The following is a 16,126-nucleotide window of genomic DNA, read 5'->3' as shown; positions in this document are numbered from 1 at the left end:
CAGGTGGGGGCCGATTGTCACAGCTCTGTCACAGGGTCCTCAGCGCTCCGGGCCGGTGGGAGGCCGGCCCCGGCGCGGGATCGGCCGCGCCTCCCCGGGCAGCCGCCCCGCGTCCGCCAGCGCCCGGCGCAGCAGGAACTCGATCTGGGCGTTGGCGGACCGGAGCTCGTCCCCGGCCCACCGCGCCAGCGCCTCGTACACCGACGGATCCAGCCGCAGCAGCACCTGCTTGCGCTGCTGCGGCCGGCGCTCGGGCGAGGGCGGGGGCCCCTCGGAGGACGCCATTACTGGTAGAGGGTCCCGGTGTTGAGGACGGGCTGCGGCGCCCGGTCCCCGCACAACACCACCATCAGGTTGGACACCATCGCCGCCTTGCGCTCGTCGTCCAGTTCCACGATGTCCCGCTCGGTGATCCGCGCGAGGGCCGCCTCGACCATGCCCACCGCTCCGTCCACGATCTGCCGCCGGGCCGCCACGACCGCTCCGGCCTGCTGACGCTGGAGCATCGCCGAGGCGATCTCGGGAGCGTACGCGAGATGCGTGAACCGCGACTCGATGATCTGCACGCCGGCCGCCTCCACGCGCGCGTGCAGCTCGACGGCGAGCTTCTCGGTGATCTCCTCGGCGTTGCCGCGCAGCGAGAGCCCGCCCTCGTCGTGGGCGTCGTAGGGGTACTCGATGGCGATGTGCCGGACCGCGGCCTCGGTCTGCGTGGCCACGAACTCCAGATAGTTGTCCACCTCGAACGTCGCCTGCGCGGTGTCCCGCACCTTCCAGACCACCACCGCGGCGAGCTCGATCGGATTGCCGTAGGCGTCGTTGACCTTGAGGACCGCGGTCTCGTGGTTGCGGACGCGGGTGGAGATCTTGGTGCGCGAGGTGAAGGGGTTCACCCAGCGCAGGCCGTCCTGGCGGATCGTGCCGCGGTAGCGACCGAAGAGCTGGACCACACGGGCCTCGCCCGGTGCCACGGTGTTGAGCCCGCGCAGCGAGATGAGCGCGGCGATCAGGACGACGACGCCGCCGACGGCGAAGCCGGGGCTGACCGAGGCGGCCGCGAACAGGCCGATCGCCACCAGCACCCCGAGCAGTCCGAGCAGCAGCGCGAGCGCGCCGCCGATGCTGTGCGCGGCGAACTCCCGGACCCGCGGTGCGGGCATCTCCGGGACGTCGGCCGCGGGTGCGGAGTCTTGTGCGGACATGAGGGCCCCCGTTCTCGTGGCGCGTTCGTCTGTTAGCGCCGTTCTAGCTAAGTGATAACACTTTACTCCGCAGAGCAACCCTCAACCCCCTTCAGCCGTCGGTTCCGTTGGGGCGGGTGCTGATTGTCACGTCCGCAAAAGGCCGGATCGACGGACCTTCGTCACATGTCACGGTGTTAGCTTCTTGAGCTGACTTGAGCGGCGAACCTGTGTGACGTGTGAGCACACATGAGCGAAGCGGAGCGGAACGGACCAATGGGACGAGCGGAAGACAGACGAGCGCGACAGCGCGGTGGCCGCCGCGCGGCGCCCACGCGCTCTTCCACGGCGAGCACGACCGCGTCGGCCCAGGAGCCCGTGACGGTCGTCGGAGGCCGGGCGGCGGCCCGCAGGGCGGCCCAGGGCCGGGGCCGGACCAAGGGCAAGGGCAAGGACGGCCGGAGCTTCATACGCCGGATGTTCACCTGGAAGAAGATCGTGGGGACCTTCTTCGGGGTGTGCCTGCTCGGCATGGGCGCGTTCATCGCGCTGTACATGATGATCGGGATACCCAAGGGCAACGCCGACGCCACGCTCCAGAGCAACGTCTACAAGTACAGCGACGGCTCGCTGATGACCCGCGACGGCCAGCGCAACCGCGAGATCGTGGACCTGGCCAAGGTGCCCAAGGGCGTCCAGCGCACCTTCGTCGCCGCCGAGAACAAGTCCTTCTACAAGGACAACGGCGTCGACCTCAGGGGCACCGCCCGAGGTCTGCTCAACACCCTGTCCGGCAAGGGCGCGCAGGGCGGTTCGACCATCACCCAGCAGTACGTCAAGAACTACTACCTGACGCAGAACCAGACCGTCTCGCGCAAGCTGAAGGAACTGGTCATCTCGCTGAAGCTGGACCGCACCAAGTCCAAGGACTACATCCTCGCCGGCTACATCAACACCAGCTACTACGGACGCGGCGCCTACGGCATCCAGGCCGCGGCGCAGGCCTACTACCGCGTCGACGCCCAGGACCTGAGCGTCGCGCAGGGCGCCTATCTCGCCGCGCTGCTCCAGGCGCCGAACCAGTACGACTGGGCGATCGCCACCGACACCGGCAAGAGGCTGGTGCAGGCCCGCTGGAACTACGTCCTCGACAACATGGTCGAGGAGGGCTGGCTCGACAAGGGCAAGCGCGACGGCCTGAAGTTCCCCGTCCCCAAGGCGCCCAAGGCGGCGCCGGGCATGGGCGGCCAGACCGGCTACCTGGTGGACGCGGCCAACAACCAGCTCGCCAAGCAGCTCGTCGCGCAGGGCACCGCCGACAACATCAACGACGCCGAGAACCTGGTCAAGGCCGGTGGCTGGACCATCACGCTCAACATCGAAAAGAAGAAGCAGGCCGCGCTGGAGAAGGCCGCCAAGTCGCAGCTGACCAGCAAGCTCGATGCGAAGAAGCGCTCGGTCGACGCCGACGTGCAGGCCGGTGCCGTCTCCGTGAACCCGAAGAACGGCGCGGTCGTCGCGATGTACGGCGGCCAGGACTACTACAAGCACTTCCGCAACAACGCGACGCGCACCGACTACCAGCCCGCCTCGACCTTCAAGCCGGTGATCCTCGCCGCGGCCCTGGACGAGGACGCCCAGACGCAGACCGGCAAGCCGATCGCCGCCAACACGGTCTACGACGGCACCAGCAGGCGCCCGGTCGTGGACCACGGCACGAAGGTCGGCTTCGCGCCCCAGAACGAGGACGACGCGGACTACGGCGACATCAGCGTCCAGACGGCGATGAACAAGTCCGTCAACTCCGTCTTCGCGCAGATGGGCGTCGACGTCGGCATGGACAAGGTGCTCAAGGTCGGCAGCGCCCTCGGCATGGACACCGGCGACCTCAAGGCGGTGCCCGCGCAGACCCTGGGCACCATGGGCGCGAGCCCGCTGCAGATGGCCGGGGTCTACGCGTCCCTCGACAACCACGGCAAGAAGGTCACGCCGACCATCCTCAAGTCGGTGGAGAACAGCCGGCACCAGGTCACCCTGCCGAAGGCGGTCGGCGAGCAGGTCATCAGCCGCGAGGCCGCCGACACGGTCACCTCGGTGCTGACAGGCGTGGTCGACGACGGTACGGCCAAGGTGTCGGTGCGGGACAACGCACAGCGTGACGGCCGCAAGGTCGCCGGCAAGACCGGTACGTCCGACGAGAACCGCTCGGCCTGGTTCACCGGCTACACGCCCGACCTGGTCACCTCGGTCGGCCTGTTCGGCGAGTCGAAGAAGAACGGCGCCCAGGTCTCGATGTACCACGCGGGCGGCTTCGACCGCGTCAACGGCGGTGGCTTCCCGGCGCAGATCTGGGCGGCGTACACCTTCGGTGTCTCCGCCACGGGCCTGAAGTTCGACCTGGACACCACGCAGGGCGCGGCGGTCCAGCCGACCTTCACGCCGACCCCCACGAAGTCGGCGAGCGAGACGCCCTCCGAGACACCGTCGAGCGAGCCCCCGACGTCCCAGTCGCCGTCGAAGTCGCCGAGCCAGACGCCGACGCAGACGCCGACGCAGACCCCCACCCAGACGCCGACCCAGACCCCGACCGGGACACCGACGACCGGCGGCGTCGAGAACCCGCTGGATCCGAACAACCGCCAGCAGCAGTAGGAGCGACGGCACGGCGAGGGGCGCCCGGCAGTACGCCGGGCGCCCCTCGCACGTGTACGGCCCCCTAGATCCGGTTCAGCTCGAACCAGACCACCTTGCCGGTGCTCAGCCGCGTCGCGCCCCAGCGCCGGGCCAGCTTGTTCACCAGGTACAGCCCGCGGCCGCCCTCGTCGGTCGCCCGCGCCTGCCGCAGCCGCGGCAGCTGCGGCACGTCGTCGCCGACCTCGCAGCGCAGCACGTCGGTGCGCAGCAGCCGCAGCGTGACGGGCCGGGACGCGTAGCGCACGGCGTTGGTCACGACCTCGCTGACGAGCAGCTCCACGGAGTCGCTGAGGTCCTCCATGCCCCAGCGGGACAGCGCGCGCCGGGCGAGCCTGCGGGCCCGCCCGGGCGCGGCGTCCTCGGGCTCCAGGAACCAGTACGCCACGTCGCTGGGCGCGATCCCGTCGAAGCGGGCCGCCAGCAGCGCGATGTCGTCGTCCCGGTCGCCGGGGCCGAGCATGTCGAGCACCTCGTCGCACAGGGCCTCGAGCGGCGGCGGATGGTCCGGTCCGGTCAGCTGCGCGGTCGCGGCGAGCTTCTCGCGCAGCTGCTCTATGCCGGTCCACACGTCCCGCAGGCGCGACTCGACGAGCCCGTCGGTGTAGAGCAGCAGGGTCGCCCCGGCGGGCGCGTCCAGCTCCACGGCCTCGAAGTCGACGCCGCCCACGCCGATCGGCGCCCCCGGCGGCACCCGCAGCACCTCGGCGCGGCCGCCCAGGTGCAGCAGGACCGGCGGCGGATGGCCGGCGTTGGCGATCGTGATGCGGTGCGAGACCGGGTCGTAGACCGCGTAGAGGCAGGTCGCCATGCGGTCGGTGCCCAGGCGCTGCGCCTGTTCGTCGAGGTGGTGCAGGACCTCCTGCGGCGGCAGGTCGAGTCCGGCCAGCGTCTGCGCGGTCGTGCGCAGCTGGCCCATGATGGCCGCCGACGTCATGGAGTGGCCCATCACGTCGCCCACGACCAGCGCGACCCGGCTGCCGGGCAGCGGGATGGCGTCGTACCAGTCGCCGCCCACCCGCGCGGTCTCCGCAGCGGGCAGGTAGCGGGAGGCCAGGCGCACGCCCGTGGGCCGCGGCAGCGTCTCCGGGAGCATGGTGCGCTGCAGCTCGTCGGCGATGTACGCCTCGCGGCCGTAGAGCACCGCCTTGTCGATGCCGAGCGCGCTGTGCGTGGCGAGCTGGGCGGCGACCAGGAGGTCGTCGGCCTCGAAGGCGAGGCGCTCCGGGCGGCGCAGGAAGAGCGCCGCGCCGATCACGCGCCGCCGGCCGCGCAGCGGGGCGAGGATCGCGCGCTGGCCGCCGGGCACCAGGAACTCACCCGTCTCGCCGAGGAGTTCGGGCAGGGCGGCGCGGGCGGCGGGCGCGTCCGTGAAGACCGGGCGCACCCCTCGCAGCACCTCCGCGAGCGCACTGCCCGGCCGGACCTCGCAGATCTCGGAGCCGACCGCGTCGAGACCGGTCATCTCCGGCGGCTCGGGCTGCAGCGCCGGCGAGAAACCGCCCTCGGTGTCGCGCTCCGCCGGGATCCGGTCGGTGCGCCGCAGCCGCAGCAGGAGCGGGCCCGTGGGCCGCTCGTCGCCGACGGGCAGCGGGTCGCGCAGATAGACGAGGATCGCGTCGGAGAAGGTCGGCACGGTCGCCCGGCACAGCCCCATGACGATCTCGTCGAGGTCGATGCCGCGGGCGATCCGCCGGGTGGCGGCGCCCACGAAGCGCAGCCGGTCGCCGTCCCGCCGCATCGGCGTGGGACGCCCGGGCGACAGGGCCTGTCCGCTACGGCGTTCCTGACCTCCGCCGTCCTGCGGACGCGCCGGCTCGGCGCCGGGCTGGTCCGGGATGGCCTCGGGCGCGGGGCGCGGGCGATGCGTTCCGGGTTCGACGGCGGCGGGCTGCGAGTGCTCGGGGCCGGTGGTGTCGGAGGGAGGCGAGGCCGGTTCCTTTCCCTTGCCGCACGGCTTGGCCGTGCCCGGCGTCGACGGCGTCTCTCCGGTGCGGGCCTGTGCCGGTAAGGCGGCCGCGGGCGGGACCGGCGCCGGGGTGTGCAGGAGCGCCCCGCGGGGGTCCGCCGCAGGGTCGGCGCCCGGCTGCGGGCGCTCGAAGGACATGGGGTGCTCCGTCACGCGTGTCGAATCCGTCCGTCCGGGGCTGCGCCTGGCGTGCGCAGTTCGTCCCGCAGGAATGCCGATACCCGGAATACGTGTCCCCGGAACGGAATTCCCGCGTGGTCAGAGGCTGTTCCTGTGCCGCGGGCACACCGACTGCGGCTCGCGGGGCGCACCCCGCGGATGTTGCCCTCGTACCCCTCGCTCACGTCCTGCCGCCCCTCGGTGACGATCGGTCAAGCCCAGCGCATGCTCCGGGAGTTGCTACTGCGCACCCTTGCGGAGGACGATCCTACGGTTGCGGACCGGGGGCGCATCAAGGGTCTCATGTGGACACGTGCGCGGGCGTACGGTCCCAATCCTCCGGCAAAGACGGTACAGCCCAGGACGGATCCGGGCGCCAGTGCTGCCAGCCGTCGCTGAACGGCGGGCCCCAGGCGCTGATCACCTCCACGGCCGAGCGACCCGCCTCCCGCACCCGCTCGGCGATCTCGGCGCCCATCAGCCCGTCCCACTGGGCCTGCGCGAACTCGTCCTCGTCCCGCCAGTGCCAACTGCGGTCCGGGTGCACGGAGATGTCGAGGAAGTGGTCCTCGGAGTCGACTCCGCCGCCCCAACGCGTCAGCGGCGTCTCGAGGTTGACGTACCAGTTCTTGAACAGCCAGCCGGGCTCCCAGAACAGCCAGACCGACCAGGGTTCGCCCGGCCGGGCCAGCTTCAGCACGCCCGTGCCGAACCAGCGGTCGTACTGGACGGTCCGGGGCTTGGTGTAACGCGTCTCGAGCGGCTCGACGTGCACGGGGGTGCCGTCGGCGAGGACGGGCCGCACGCACTCGGTGCCCGGCGCCAGCCAGACGGCGAGCAGGTCGGAGTCGTCGCGGACCACGGTGACGGGGCGGGCGATGTGGAAGCGCGCGCCGCCGTTCTCCCGGTACCGCCACAGGATCTGTGTCCCGGGGGCCCAGAAGCTCGTCCCGCCGTCCGCCGCCAGGTCCGCTCTCACCGCTCCACCCTCTGCCATGAACAGATATTAGGTGCCACAGGCATACGACGCTGCGGCGCGCGTCACGGTTCGCGCCGGGGCGTCGAAACGTCACGGACGTGTCATCCGCAGGACATCCAGTGCCTCGTCGAGCTGCTGTTCGGTGAGGTCGCCGCGGTCCACGTAGCCGCCCTCCAGGACGACCTGGCGGATCGTCTTGCGCTCCGCGAGCGACTTCTTGGCGACCTTCGCGGCCTCCTCGTAGCCGATGTACTTGTTGAGCGGGGTGACCACGGACGGGGACGACTCGGCGTACTCGCGCGCCCGCTCCCGGTTGGCGGTGATCCCGTCCACGGTCCGGTCGGCGAGCAGCCGGGAGACGTTCGCGAGCAGCCGCACCGACTCCAGGACGTTCTTGGCGATGACCGGCAGCATCACGTTGAGCTCGAAGTTCCCGGCGGCGCCCGCGGTGGCCACGGTCGCGTCGTTCCCGACGACCTGGGCGGCGACCATGAGCACGGCCTCGGGGATCACCGGGTTGACCTTGCCCGGCATGATCGACGAACCGGGCTGCAGGTCCGGCAGGTTGATCTCGGCGAGCCCGGTCCGGGGCCCGGACGACATCCACCGCAGATCGTTGGCGATCTTGGTCAGTCCGACCGCGACGGTCCTGAGCTGCCCGCTGGTCTCGACGATGCCGTCCCGCGCGCCCTGCGCCTCGAAGTGGTCGCGGGCCTCGGTCAGCGGCAGGCCGGTGACCCGCGCGACCTCCTCGATCACGGCGGCGGAGAACCCGGGCGGGGTGTTGATGCCGGTGCCCACGGCGGTGCCGCCGAGGGGCAGCTCGGCGAGGCGGGGGAGCGAGGCGTACAGCCGCTCGACGCCGTACCGCACCTGGGCCGCGTATCCGCCGAACTCCTGGCCCAGCGTCACCGGGGTGGCGTCCATCAGATGCGTCCGGCCCGACTTCACGACGTCGGCGAACTCCTCGGACCTGCGCTCCAGGGCGGCGGCGAGGTGCTCCAGCGCCGGGATGAGGTCGCGGGTGACGGCGGCGGTGGCGGCGATGTGGATGGAGGAGGGGAAGACGTCGTTGGACGACTGCGAGGCGTTGACGTGGTCGTTGGGGTGCACGTCCCGGCCGAGCCGCTCGCTCGCGAGCGTGGCGACGACCTCGTTGGTGTTCATGTTGGACGAGGTGCCCGAGCCGGTCTGGAAGACGTCGATCGGGAACTGCTCGTCCCATTCCCCGCGGGCGACCTCCGCGGCCGCCTCCTGGATCGCCTCGGCGACGTCCTTGTCGAGCACCCCCAGCCGCGCGTTCACCTTCGCGGCGGCGCCCTTGATGCGCGCCAGCGCCTCGATGTGGGCCCGCTCGATGTGCTGCCCCGAGATCGGGAAGTTCTCCACGGCACGCTGCGTCTGGGCCCGCCACTTGGCGTCCGCCGGTACCCGGACCTCGCCCATGGAGTCGTGCTCGATGCGGTAATCGCTCATGCCCGGTACAGCGACCGGCGGGCTCCGGATGTTCCGGGTCTTGCGCCGATCGCGGGACCGGCGCAAGACCCGGCGGAACTACGTCGTTCGACTTGGGCGTTCGACGGCACCCCTTCGACCCGTCCGGCGTTGAGGACGGGGCCTCCAGGGCCGATGGGGTCCAGGAGGCGGGGTCGAGGGGGTGGCAGCCCATGGGCCGGGACGGGTAGGGGCGACGGGGGCGAGACCGCCTCCCGCCGCACCCCAGGTGCTACGCCAGGCCAGGGCCCCGGACCGGGATCGACGTGAACGTCGGCTGCGGCGCCGGGTTCTGGAAGAAGTCGTTGCCCTTGTCGTCCACCACGATGAACGCCGGGAAGTCCTCGACCTCGATCTTCCAGACGGCCTCCATGCCGAGCTCCTCGTACTCGACGACCTCGACCTTCTTGATGCAGTCCTGGGCGAGGCGGGCGGCCGGGCCGCCGATGGAGCCGAGGTAGAAGCCGCCGTGCGCGTCGCACGCGTCGGTGACCTGCTGGGAGCGGTTGCCCTTGGCCAGCATCACCTTGGAGCCGCCCGCGGCCTGGAACTGCTCGACGTAGGAGTCCATGCGGCCGGCCGTCGTGGGACCGAAGGAACCGGACGCGTATCCCTCGGGGGTCTTCGCGGGACCCGCGTAGTAGACCGGGTGGTCCTTGAGGTACTGCGGCATCTCCTCGCCCGCGTCCAGGCGCTCCTTGATCTTGGCGTGCGCGATGTCGCGGGCCACGACCAGCGGGCCGCTGAGCGAGAGCCGGGTCTTGACCGGGTACTTGGTCAGCTCGGCGAGGATGTCGTCCATCGGCTGGTTGAGGTCGATCCTGACGACGTCGCCGTCCTGCTCCAGGTGCTCGTCCGTCGTCTCCGGCAGGAACCGCGCCGGGTCCGTCTCCAGCTGCTCCAGGAAGACGCCCTCGGCGGTGATCTTCGCGACGGCCTGGCGGTCGGCGGAGCAGGACACCGCGATGGCCACCGGGCAGGAGGCGCCGTGCCGCGGCAGGCGCACCACGCGCACGTCGTGGCAGAAGTACTTGCCGCCGAACTGCGCGCCGATGCCGATCTTCTGCGTCAGCTCGAAGACCTTCTGCTCCAGGTCCTTGTCCCGGAAGCCGTGGCCGAGCACCGAGCCCTCGGCCGGGATCTCGTCCAGGTAGTGCGCGGAGGCGTACTTGGCGGTCTTGAGCGCGTACTCGGCGGACGTGCCGCCGACGACGATCGCCAGGTGGTACGGCGGGCAGGCGGCCGTGCCCAGCGAACGGATCTTCTCCTCCAGGAACTTCATCATGGAGGACTCGTTCAGGACGGCCTTGGTCTCCTGGTACAGGAAGGACTTGTTGGCGGAGCCGCCGCCCTTGGCCATGAACAGGAACTTGTAGGCGCCGCCGTCGGTGGCGTACAGCTCGATCTGGGCCGGCAGGTTCGAGCCGGTGTTCTTCTCCTCCCACATGGTGAGCGGAGCCATCTGCGAGTACCGCAGGTTGAGGTTGTGGTAGGCGTCGTAGATGCCCCGGCTCAGCGCCTCCTCGTCGCCGCCCTGGGTGAGGACGTTCTGCCCGCGCTTGCCCATGACGATCGCCGTGCCGGTGTCCTGGCACATGGGCAGCACGCCCGCGGCCGCGATGTTCGCGTTCTTCAGCAGGTCGAGGGCGACGAACTTGTCGTTGCTCGACGCCTCGGGGTCGTCGATGATGCGGCGCAGCTGCGCCAGGTGGGCCGGGCGGAGGTAGTGCTGGATGTCGTGGATGGCCTCCGCGGCCAGCTTGCGCAGCGCCTCCGGCTCCACCTTGAGGAAGGTCCGCCCGTCGGCCTCGAAGGTGGAGACACCCTCGGAGGTCACCAGCCGGTAGGGGGTGGTGTCCTCTCCCATGGGGAGCAGATCGGTGTACGCGAACTCAGGCATCGCAGCCCATTCCTCACTCGACAGACGGCCGCCCGCCGACACTGGCGGGCGCTCACCAGCGTAGAACCTGCCGTGAAGGGCGGGCTTGTGAGGTTGTCCTCAGTTGGGGGTAGTCGCGATCTATCGCGTTTCGGTACGCTGCTGCCGTGGACCTTCAGAAGCAGGACCTTCACCAGCGCGCCGAACCCGCACCCGCGCCGGCCGAGCTGCGCGCCTCGGACGCCGACCGCGACCGTGTCGCCGACATCCTGCGTGACGCCCTCGCCGAGGGCCGGCTGACCGCCGAGGAGCACGCCGAGCGGGTGGAGGGCGTGCTCGCCGCCAAGACGGTCGGCGAACTGGACGTCTTCATACGGGACCTGCCGGCCGCCCACCAGCGCCGCGGGGCCCCCGCCTTCGCCGCGGCCCCCAACCGCCCCACCGCGGGCGCGATCCCCGCCGACCCGGACGACAACGTTGTGGCGGTGTTCAGCAGCGCCGTCCGCAAGGGCCGCTGGCGCGCCGGACGCCGCATCCACGCGTACGCGATCTTCGGCAGCGTGGAGATCGACCTCAGCGAGGCGCTCTTCGAGTACCAGCAGGTCGTGGTCAAGACGGTCTCGGTCTTCGGCAACGTCGAGATCCGCGTCCCGGAGAACGTGTCGCTGCGCGGCACCGGCGGCGGCGTGCTCGGCAACTTCGAGGTGGACACCCTCGACTCGGCCGAACCGGACGCCCCGGTCGTCTACGTCGACGGCTGGGCCGTCCTCGGCAACGTCGAGGCGCGGCCGAAGCGCGGCAGGCTCGTCGCCGACATTCTGGACCGGGTTCAGCGCAAGGTCGACCGGAATTTGCGCAAACATCTGGATCGTTGACGTTTGCTAATCCGGTCGCACCGGAAGGGAATTGGTCCACCCCCGGCCGGGGCACGTCGACCCCCACGAGTACCCGAAATCCAGCGGTTCGGAACTCAGTGCATAGGCACGCGCACAGCGGGTAGGCCTTGCTGCATCGTCTCTCGCTCGCGAAGCCGTCGTCAGGAGTAGACCGTGCTGCAACCGCCGCATTCGTCCCTGCAGGTAGCTGCTGTTCCGGCCCAGCGGGTGCCAGTGCGGGACAGGGACCAAGACGCTCCATGGCACACCGAAGCGGTGTGCCGGCGCGACGAGGCAGGCCTGTTCTTCGCCCCCTCAAAAGAACCCACCGCCGCCCGGCTCTCCCGCGAGGAGGCGGCCAAGCGCGTCTGTGCCCGGTGCCCCGTGATGGTCGAGTGCCGCGAGCACGCACTCCTGCAACCTGAGCCCTACGGCGTCTGGGGCGGTCTCACGGCCGCCGAGCGCCGTGTGGTCCTGGCCCGGCGCCGCCGCCGCGAGATGGAACTCAAGAAAGCGGTCCCGCCCGCGCGCATAGCCCAGGCCGGATAGTCGCGAGAGGCAACAGAAAGGGCGCCCCCTTCCGCACCAGGGGGCGCCCGATTTCCCGTTGTCCGCCGAACGGATTCGGTGAACGGTTTCCGGCCTATTTGGCGCGGTCGAAATCAATCGCGCTGTAGGCCCGCAGCTTGCTCAGCCGGTGCTCGGAATCGATCCGGCGCACCGTCCCCGACTTCGACCGCATCACGATCGAGTCGGTCGTCGCGGTCTCCGAGCGGTAGCGCACACCGCGCAGCAGCTCGCCGTCGGTGATGCCCGTCGCGACGAAGAAGACGTTCTCGCCGGAGACGAGGTCGTCGGTCATCAGCACCCGGTCCAGGTCGTGGCCCGCGTCGACGGCCCGCGCCCGCTCCTCGTCGTCCTTCGGCCACAGCTTGCCCTGGATGGTGCCGCCCAGGCACTTCACCGCACAGGCCGAGATGATGCCCTCGGGCGTGCCGCCGATGCCGAGCAGCATGTCGACGCCGGTGCCCTCGCGCATCGCGTAGATCGAACCGGCCACGTCGCCGTCGGAGATCAGCTTGATCCGGGCGCCGGCCTCCCGGATCTCCTTGATGATCCCCTCGTGCCGGGGCCGGTCGAGGATGACGACGGTGACGTCCTCGGGCGTGGAGCGCTTGGCCTTGGCGACCCGGCGGATGTTCACCGACACCGGGGCGTTGATGTCCACGAAGTCGGCGGCGTCGGGCCCGGTGACCAGCTTGTCCATGTAGAACACGGCGGACGGGTCGAACATCGAGCCGCGGTCGGCGGCGGCCAGCACGGCGATGGCGTTCGGCATGCCCTTGGCCGTCAGCGTGGTGCCGTCGATCGGGTCGACGGCGATGTCGCACTCGGGCCCGGTCCCGTCACCGACCTGCTCCCCGTTGAAGAGCATCGGGGCCTCGTCCTTCTCGCCCTCGCCGATGACGACCACGCCGTTCATCGACACGGTGGAGACGAGGGTCCGCATGGCGCGCACCGCGGCACCGTCGGCGCCGTTCTTGTCGCCCCGCCCGACCCAGCGGCCCGCGGCCATCGCGGCTGCTTCGGTCACCCGGACGAGTTCCAGGGCGAGGTTCCGGTCGGGGGCTTCGCTGGGGACTTCGAGTTCGGACGGCAAGTGATGATGCTCGGTCATCGAGGCGCACCTTTCTGATACGACGACGGCCGGATGAGGGTTCGACCCACGACTCTATCGTCAGTCCGACAAAATGAGCAGGGGACCCCACGGATGAGCGGACCCGGCACCTGCGACGATAGAGGGCGTGGCAGGTTCGAACGGCAAGCAGAAGACGGTCCGGGACATGGTTCTGTCCCTGGGCATCATCGGGATCGCGGCGGCAGTCATCTACGTCTTCATCCCGCACAACGACTCGCAACCGGACATCAAGCCGGTCGACTACCGCGTCGAGCTCCTCACGGCCCGACGCGCCGCGGCCTACCCGGTCGCCGCCCCCGAGGGCCTGCCCAAGACCTGGACGGCGACCTCCGTGCGCTTCCAGGGGGACGAATTCGACTCCTGGCATCTGGGCTTCCACACCCCCGACGACCAGTACGTGCAGATCGAGCAGTCCACTCGGAAGCCGGCCGAGTTCATCGACGAGGCGAGCCAGGGCGCGCGGGCGACGAAGACCACCCAGCGGATCGACGGCCGGACCTGGACGCACTACACCGGCGGCCGCTACGACGCCCTCGTGCTCCCGGGCAAGGGCTCGACGACGGTGGTCGCGGGCACGGGCTCCTTCGAGCAGCTCACGCAGATGGCCGGCGCGCTGAAGCTGGCGAAGTCGTAGCCCCGCGGACACGGCAGAGGCCCCCGGCGGTGACGCCGGGGGCCTCTGTCATACGCGGTCGGCTCAGACCGTGGTGACGACCTCGTCGTACTCCAGGCGCGGGGAGCGCGGGAACCAGGCGTCCTCGCCCGGCTTGCCGATGTTGACCACCATCAGCGGGGTGTGGTCGTCGTCGAGGAACTCCTTGCGGACGCCCTCGAAGTCGAGACCGGTCATCGGGCCGGCGGCGAGACCGGCGGCCCGGACGCCGATGATGAAGTAGGCGGCCTGCAGCGCGGCGTTCAGGGCGGCGCTGCCCTCGCGGACCGCGCGGTCGCCGAAGAAGGCGTCCTTGGCCTGCGGGAAGTGCGGGAAGAGGGCCGGCAGCTCCTCGTGGAACTCGTTGTCCGCGGAGAGGATCGCGACCAGCGGGGCGGTGGCGGTCTTCTTCTGGTTGCCCTCGGCCATGTGCTGCACCAGGCGCTCGCGGGCCTCGGCGGAGCGGACCAGGGTGACGCGCAGCGGGGACTGGTTCATGGAGGTGGGGCCGTACTTGACCAGGTCGTAGATCGCCTGCACCTGCGCGTCGGTCACCGGCTCGTCGGTGAAGGTGTTCGCGGTGCGGGCCTCGCGGAACAGCAGGTCCTGGGCGGCGGAGTCAAGAACGAGAGACATGGCTGAACTTCCTTGGTAACGGCGTCCGGTTCCCAACCGGACCGCGGTCCGGTTAAGCTGACAGCCATGACCGTACGACAATGAAGTTCAAGGTTCAACAAAAAACAGGGCGTAGTGATCCGCTTCACAGCAGACCACCGCCGGGACGGCTACTCGCCGTCCGTCTCCCCGTCCTCGTCCTCCTCGGCCAGCGCCGCGTCGAGCCGGGCCCGCGCGCCGTCCAGCCAGCGCCGGCACACCTTGGCCAGCTCCTCGCCCCGCTCCCAGAGTGCGAGGGACTCCTCGAGCGTGGTGCCGCCCGCCTCGAGCCGCCGTACGACCTCGATCAGCTCGTCCCGCGCCTGCTCGTAGCCGAGCGCCTCTTCCGCCACCTTGCTGGTCATCCGGCCACCCTATGCGTCGACTCGTACGGAGAACTCACCCTCGGAGACCCGCGCGCGCAGCGTCTCCTGTGCCGTGACCTCGGCGGGGTCGCGGACCACGTGACCGTCCTCCTTCTGCAGCACGGCGTACCCGCGCTTGAGGGTGGCGGCGGGGGAGAGGGCCACCACGCGCGCGTGCGTGTGCGTCAGCTCGGAGTCGGCGCGGTCCAGGAGATGCCGGAGCGTGCGCCGCGAGCGGTCGGTCAGCGAGGCGATGTGGTCGGCCCGCTCGTCGACCATCCGGTGCGGGTCCTCCATCGAGGGCCGGGCGAGCGCGTGGGCGAGCCCGCGCTCCTCCCGCTCGACGAGCGCCCCGACGCACCGCCGGGCGCGGTCCCGCAGCAGCCGCACCCGCTCGTACTCCTCGCCCACGTCGGGGACGACCTTCTTGGCGGCGTCGGTCGGGGTGGAGGCGCGCAGGTCGGCGACATGGTCCAGGAGGGGGTTGTCGGGCTCGTGACCGATCGCCGAGACGACCGGCGTGCGGCACTCGGCCACGGCGCGCACCAGCTGCTCGTCGGAGAAGGGCAGCAGGTCCTCCACGCTGCCGCCGCCGCGCGCGACGATGATCACGTCCACCTCGCCGAGCGCGTCGAGCTCCTTCACGGCCTGGACGACCTGGGGGACGGCGTGCACGCCCTGCACGGCGACGTTGCGCACCTCGAAGCGGACGGCGGGCCAGCGGTGGCGGGCGTTCTCCAGGACGTCGCGCTCGGCGGCCGAGGCGCGGCCGCAGACCAGCCCGACGAGCCGGGGCAGGAAGGGCAGGGGCTTCTTGCGCCCCGGCGCGAACAGCCCCTCGGCGGCCAGGGACTTCTTCAACTGCTCCAGCCGGGCGAGGAGTTCGCCGATGCCGACGGGCCTTATCTCGGCGGCCCGCAGGGAGAGCTGGCCGCGCGGCGCGTACCACTCCGGCTTGGCATGGACGACGACCCGCGCGCCCTCGCTGACGACGTCGGCGACGGCGTCGAACACCTGGCGGTAGCAGGTGACGCTGATGGAGATGTCGTGCGAGGGATCGCGCAGCGTCAGGAAGACGACGCCGGCGCCGGGCCGCCGCGACAGCTGGGTGATCTGCCCCTCCACCCAGACGGCCCCCAGCCGGTCGATCCACCCTCCGATGAGCCGCGAGACCTCGCCGACGGGCAGCGGAGCGTCCGCGGACGTGTTGAGAGCCATGCCGCGAGCGTAACGGCCCCGACCGACAACACGACCTGCCGTCACCAGGCCGGTGCGGTGGGCTAGGCGGGCAGCCGCCCGGGCTGCACCTCAGCAGCACGCAGCACCACGAGCTCACGGCGAGCAGCAGCGTGACGGCCGTCGGCCCGTCGGCCCGGCGGGCGAGGCGGTCTCGCGCCCGCGCGCGGGCGGGGCGGCCCGCCGTCCGTGCCGCGTCAGCAGCGCCACGACCTCACGGCTCGCAGTCGCGTGACCGCCTCCTGTCCGCCAGAGCGGTTGCCCGGCCTGCAAAGGCAGCCCGTCAGCGCGCC

Annotated in this window: 14 protein-coding genes; 4 read left to right on the top strand and 10 right to left on the bottom strand. The window is 70.9% G+C overall.

The features are described from left to right. Window positions 1-39: 39 nt before the first annotated feature. Both ACFU97_RS04665 and ACFU97_RS04660 read right to left on the bottom strand, forming a co-directional pair. Window positions 40-285: a hypothetical protein gene (locus ACFU97_RS04665; protein WP_384250804.1), complete on the bottom strand. Its 246-nt coding sequence runs from the start codon at window positions 283-285 to the stop codon at window positions 40-42. After that, window positions 285-1,202, bottom strand: coding sequence for an SPFH domain-containing protein (locus tag ACFU97_RS04660; RefSeq protein WP_384250801.1), 918 nt, complete (start codon window positions 1,200-1,202; stop codon window positions 285-287). The genes ACFU97_RS04665 and ACFU97_RS04660 overlap by 1 nt, the downstream gene beginning before the upstream one ends. 255 nt (window positions 1,203-1,457) lie before the next feature. Between ACFU97_RS04660 and ACFU97_RS04655 the strand changes: the two genes are divergently transcribed. Continuing rightward, complete coding sequence (locus ACFU97_RS04655) at window positions 1,458-3,833, top strand: transglycosylase domain-containing protein (RefSeq protein ID WP_384250799.1); 2,376 nt, start codon at window positions 1,458-1,460, stop codon at window positions 3,831-3,833. A 64-nt stretch (window positions 3,834-3,897) separates the two neighbouring features. On the opposite strand, the gene ACFU97_RS04650 is transcribed toward ACFU97_RS04655, so the two are convergent. The 4 genes from ACFU97_RS04650 to ACFU97_RS04635 all read right to left on the bottom strand — a co-directional run bounded on the left by ACFU97_RS04650 (window position 3,898) and on the right by ACFU97_RS04635 (window position 10,373). Beyond that, window positions 3,898-5,979, bottom strand: a complete 2,082-nt coding sequence (locus tag ACFU97_RS04650; RefSeq protein ID WP_384250797.1) for a SpoIIE family protein phosphatase — start codon at window positions 5,977-5,979, stop codon at window positions 3,898-3,900. A gap of 322 nt (window positions 5,980-6,301) precedes the next feature. Continuing rightward, window positions 6,302-6,997, bottom strand: a complete 696-nt coding sequence (locus tag ACFU97_RS04645) for a DUF402 domain-containing protein (protein ID WP_384250794.1) — start codon at window positions 6,995-6,997, stop codon at window positions 6,302-6,304. A 72-nt stretch (window positions 6,998-7,069) separates the two neighbouring features. Beyond that, entirely contained in the window at window positions 7,070-8,455 is a 1,386-nt protein-coding gene (locus tag ACFU97_RS04640; protein WP_384250791.1) for a class II fumarate hydratase, read from the bottom strand. Between the two features lie 250 nt (window positions 8,456-8,705). Continuing rightward, window positions 8,706-10,373, bottom strand: a complete 1,668-nt coding sequence (locus ACFU97_RS04635) for a fumarate hydratase (protein WP_384250789.1) — start codon at window positions 10,371-10,373, stop codon at window positions 8,706-8,708. Between the two features lie 146 nt (window positions 10,374-10,519). Between ACFU97_RS04635 and ACFU97_RS04630 the strand changes: the two genes are divergently transcribed. After that, window positions 10,520-11,227, top strand: a complete 708-nt coding sequence (locus ACFU97_RS04630) for a DUF1707 domain-containing protein (RefSeq protein ID WP_384250787.1) — start codon at window positions 10,520-10,522, stop codon at window positions 11,225-11,227. Between the two features lie 174 nt (window positions 11,228-11,401). Then, window positions 11,402-11,776: a WhiB family transcriptional regulator gene (locus tag ACFU97_RS04625; RefSeq protein ID WP_384250785.1), complete on the top strand. Its 375-nt coding sequence runs from the start codon at window positions 11,402-11,404 to the stop codon at window positions 11,774-11,776. Between the two features lie 94 nt (window positions 11,777-11,870). Here the strand turns inward: ACFU97_RS04625 and glpX are convergent, their stop codons facing one another. After that, window positions 11,871-12,905 (bottom strand): class II fructose-bisphosphatase, encoded by a 1,035-nt coding sequence (gene glpX, locus ACFU97_RS04620; RefSeq protein ID WP_384250783.1) that lies wholly within the window; start codon window positions 12,903-12,905, stop codon window positions 11,871-11,873. A gap of 127 nt (window positions 12,906-13,032) precedes the next feature. Between glpX and ACFU97_RS04615 the strand changes: the two genes are divergently transcribed. Next, entirely contained in the window at window positions 13,033-13,560 is a 528-nt protein-coding gene (locus tag ACFU97_RS04615; protein ID WP_384250781.1) for a DUF4245 domain-containing protein, read from the top strand. A 63-nt stretch (window positions 13,561-13,623) separates the two neighbouring features. On the opposite strand, the gene ACFU97_RS04610 is transcribed toward ACFU97_RS04615, so the two are convergent. From ACFU97_RS04610 to xseA, 3 genes are all read right to left on the bottom strand, one after another. Further along, the gene (locus ACFU97_RS04610) at window positions 13,624-14,214 is read right to left on the bottom strand and encodes a malonic semialdehyde reductase (RefSeq protein ID WP_384250779.1); all 591 of its coding nucleotides are present in this window, start codon (window positions 14,212-14,214) and stop codon (window positions 13,624-13,626) included. A 149-nt stretch (window positions 14,215-14,363) separates the two neighbouring features. Then, a complete protein-coding gene (locus ACFU97_RS04605) occupies window positions 14,364-14,597 on the bottom strand; it encodes an exodeoxyribonuclease VII small subunit (RefSeq protein WP_384250776.1) in 234 nt (77 codons plus the stop codon). Window positions 14,598-14,606: 9 nt separating this feature from the next. Continuing rightward, window positions 14,607-15,815 (bottom strand): exodeoxyribonuclease VII large subunit, encoded by a 1,209-nt coding sequence (gene xseA, locus ACFU97_RS04600; RefSeq protein WP_384250774.1) that lies wholly within the window; start codon window positions 15,813-15,815, stop codon window positions 14,607-14,609. Window positions 15,816-16,126 lie beyond the last annotated feature (311 nt).

The organism is Streptomyces sp. NPDC057616, assembly GCF_042800575.1.
GTDB lineage: Bacteria > Actinomycetota > Actinomycetes > Streptomycetales > Streptomycetaceae > Streptomyces.
Note: the sequence above shows the minus strand (reverse complement) of the source record. Positions and strands in the feature narration are given on the sequence as shown.

What these genes read in the sequence shown, in the direction of transcription:
- ACFU97_RS04665 (WP_384250804.1), bottom strand. Translation starts at nt 285, where the DNA reads ATGGCGTCCTCCGAGGGGCCCCCGCCCTCGCCCGAGCGCCGGCCGCAG.
- ACFU97_RS04660 (WP_384250801.1), bottom strand. Translation starts at nt 1,202, where the DNA reads ATGTCCGCACAAGACTCCGCACCCGCGGCCGACGTCCCGGAGATGCCC.
- ACFU97_RS04655 (WP_384250799.1), top strand. Translation starts at nt 1,458, where the DNA reads ATGGGACGAGCGGAAGACAGACGAGCGCGACAGCGCGGTGGCCGCCGC.
- ACFU97_RS04650 (WP_384250797.1), bottom strand. Translation starts at nt 5,979, where the DNA reads ATGTCCTTCGAGCGCCCGCAGCCGGGCGCCGACCCTGCGGCGGACCCC.
- ACFU97_RS04645 (WP_384250794.1), bottom strand. Translation starts at nt 6,997, where the DNA reads ATGGCAGAGGGTGGAGCGGTGAGAGCGGACCTGGCGGCGGACGGCGGG.
- ACFU97_RS04640 (WP_384250791.1), bottom strand. Translation starts at nt 8,455, where the DNA reads ATGAGCGATTACCGCATCGAGCACGACTCCATGGGCGAGGTCCGGGTA.
- ACFU97_RS04635 (WP_384250789.1), bottom strand. Translation starts at nt 10,373, where the DNA reads ATGCCTGAGTTCGCGTACACCGATCTGCTCCCCATGGGAGAGGACACC.
- glpX (WP_384250783.1), bottom strand. Translation starts at nt 12,905, where the DNA reads ATGACCGAGCATCATCACTTGCCGTCCGAACTCGAAGTCCCCAGCGAA.
- ACFU97_RS04610 (WP_384250779.1), bottom strand. Translation starts at nt 14,214, where the DNA reads ATGTCTCTCGTTCTTGACTCCGCCGCCCAGGACCTGCTGTTCCGCGAG.
- ACFU97_RS04605 (WP_384250776.1), bottom strand. Translation starts at nt 14,597, where the DNA reads ATGACCAGCAAGGTGGCGGAAGAGGCGCTCGGCTACGAGCAGGCGCGG.
- xseA (WP_384250774.1), bottom strand. Translation starts at nt 15,815, where the DNA reads ATGGCTCTCAACACGTCCGCGGACGCTCCGCTGCCCGTCGGCGAGGTC.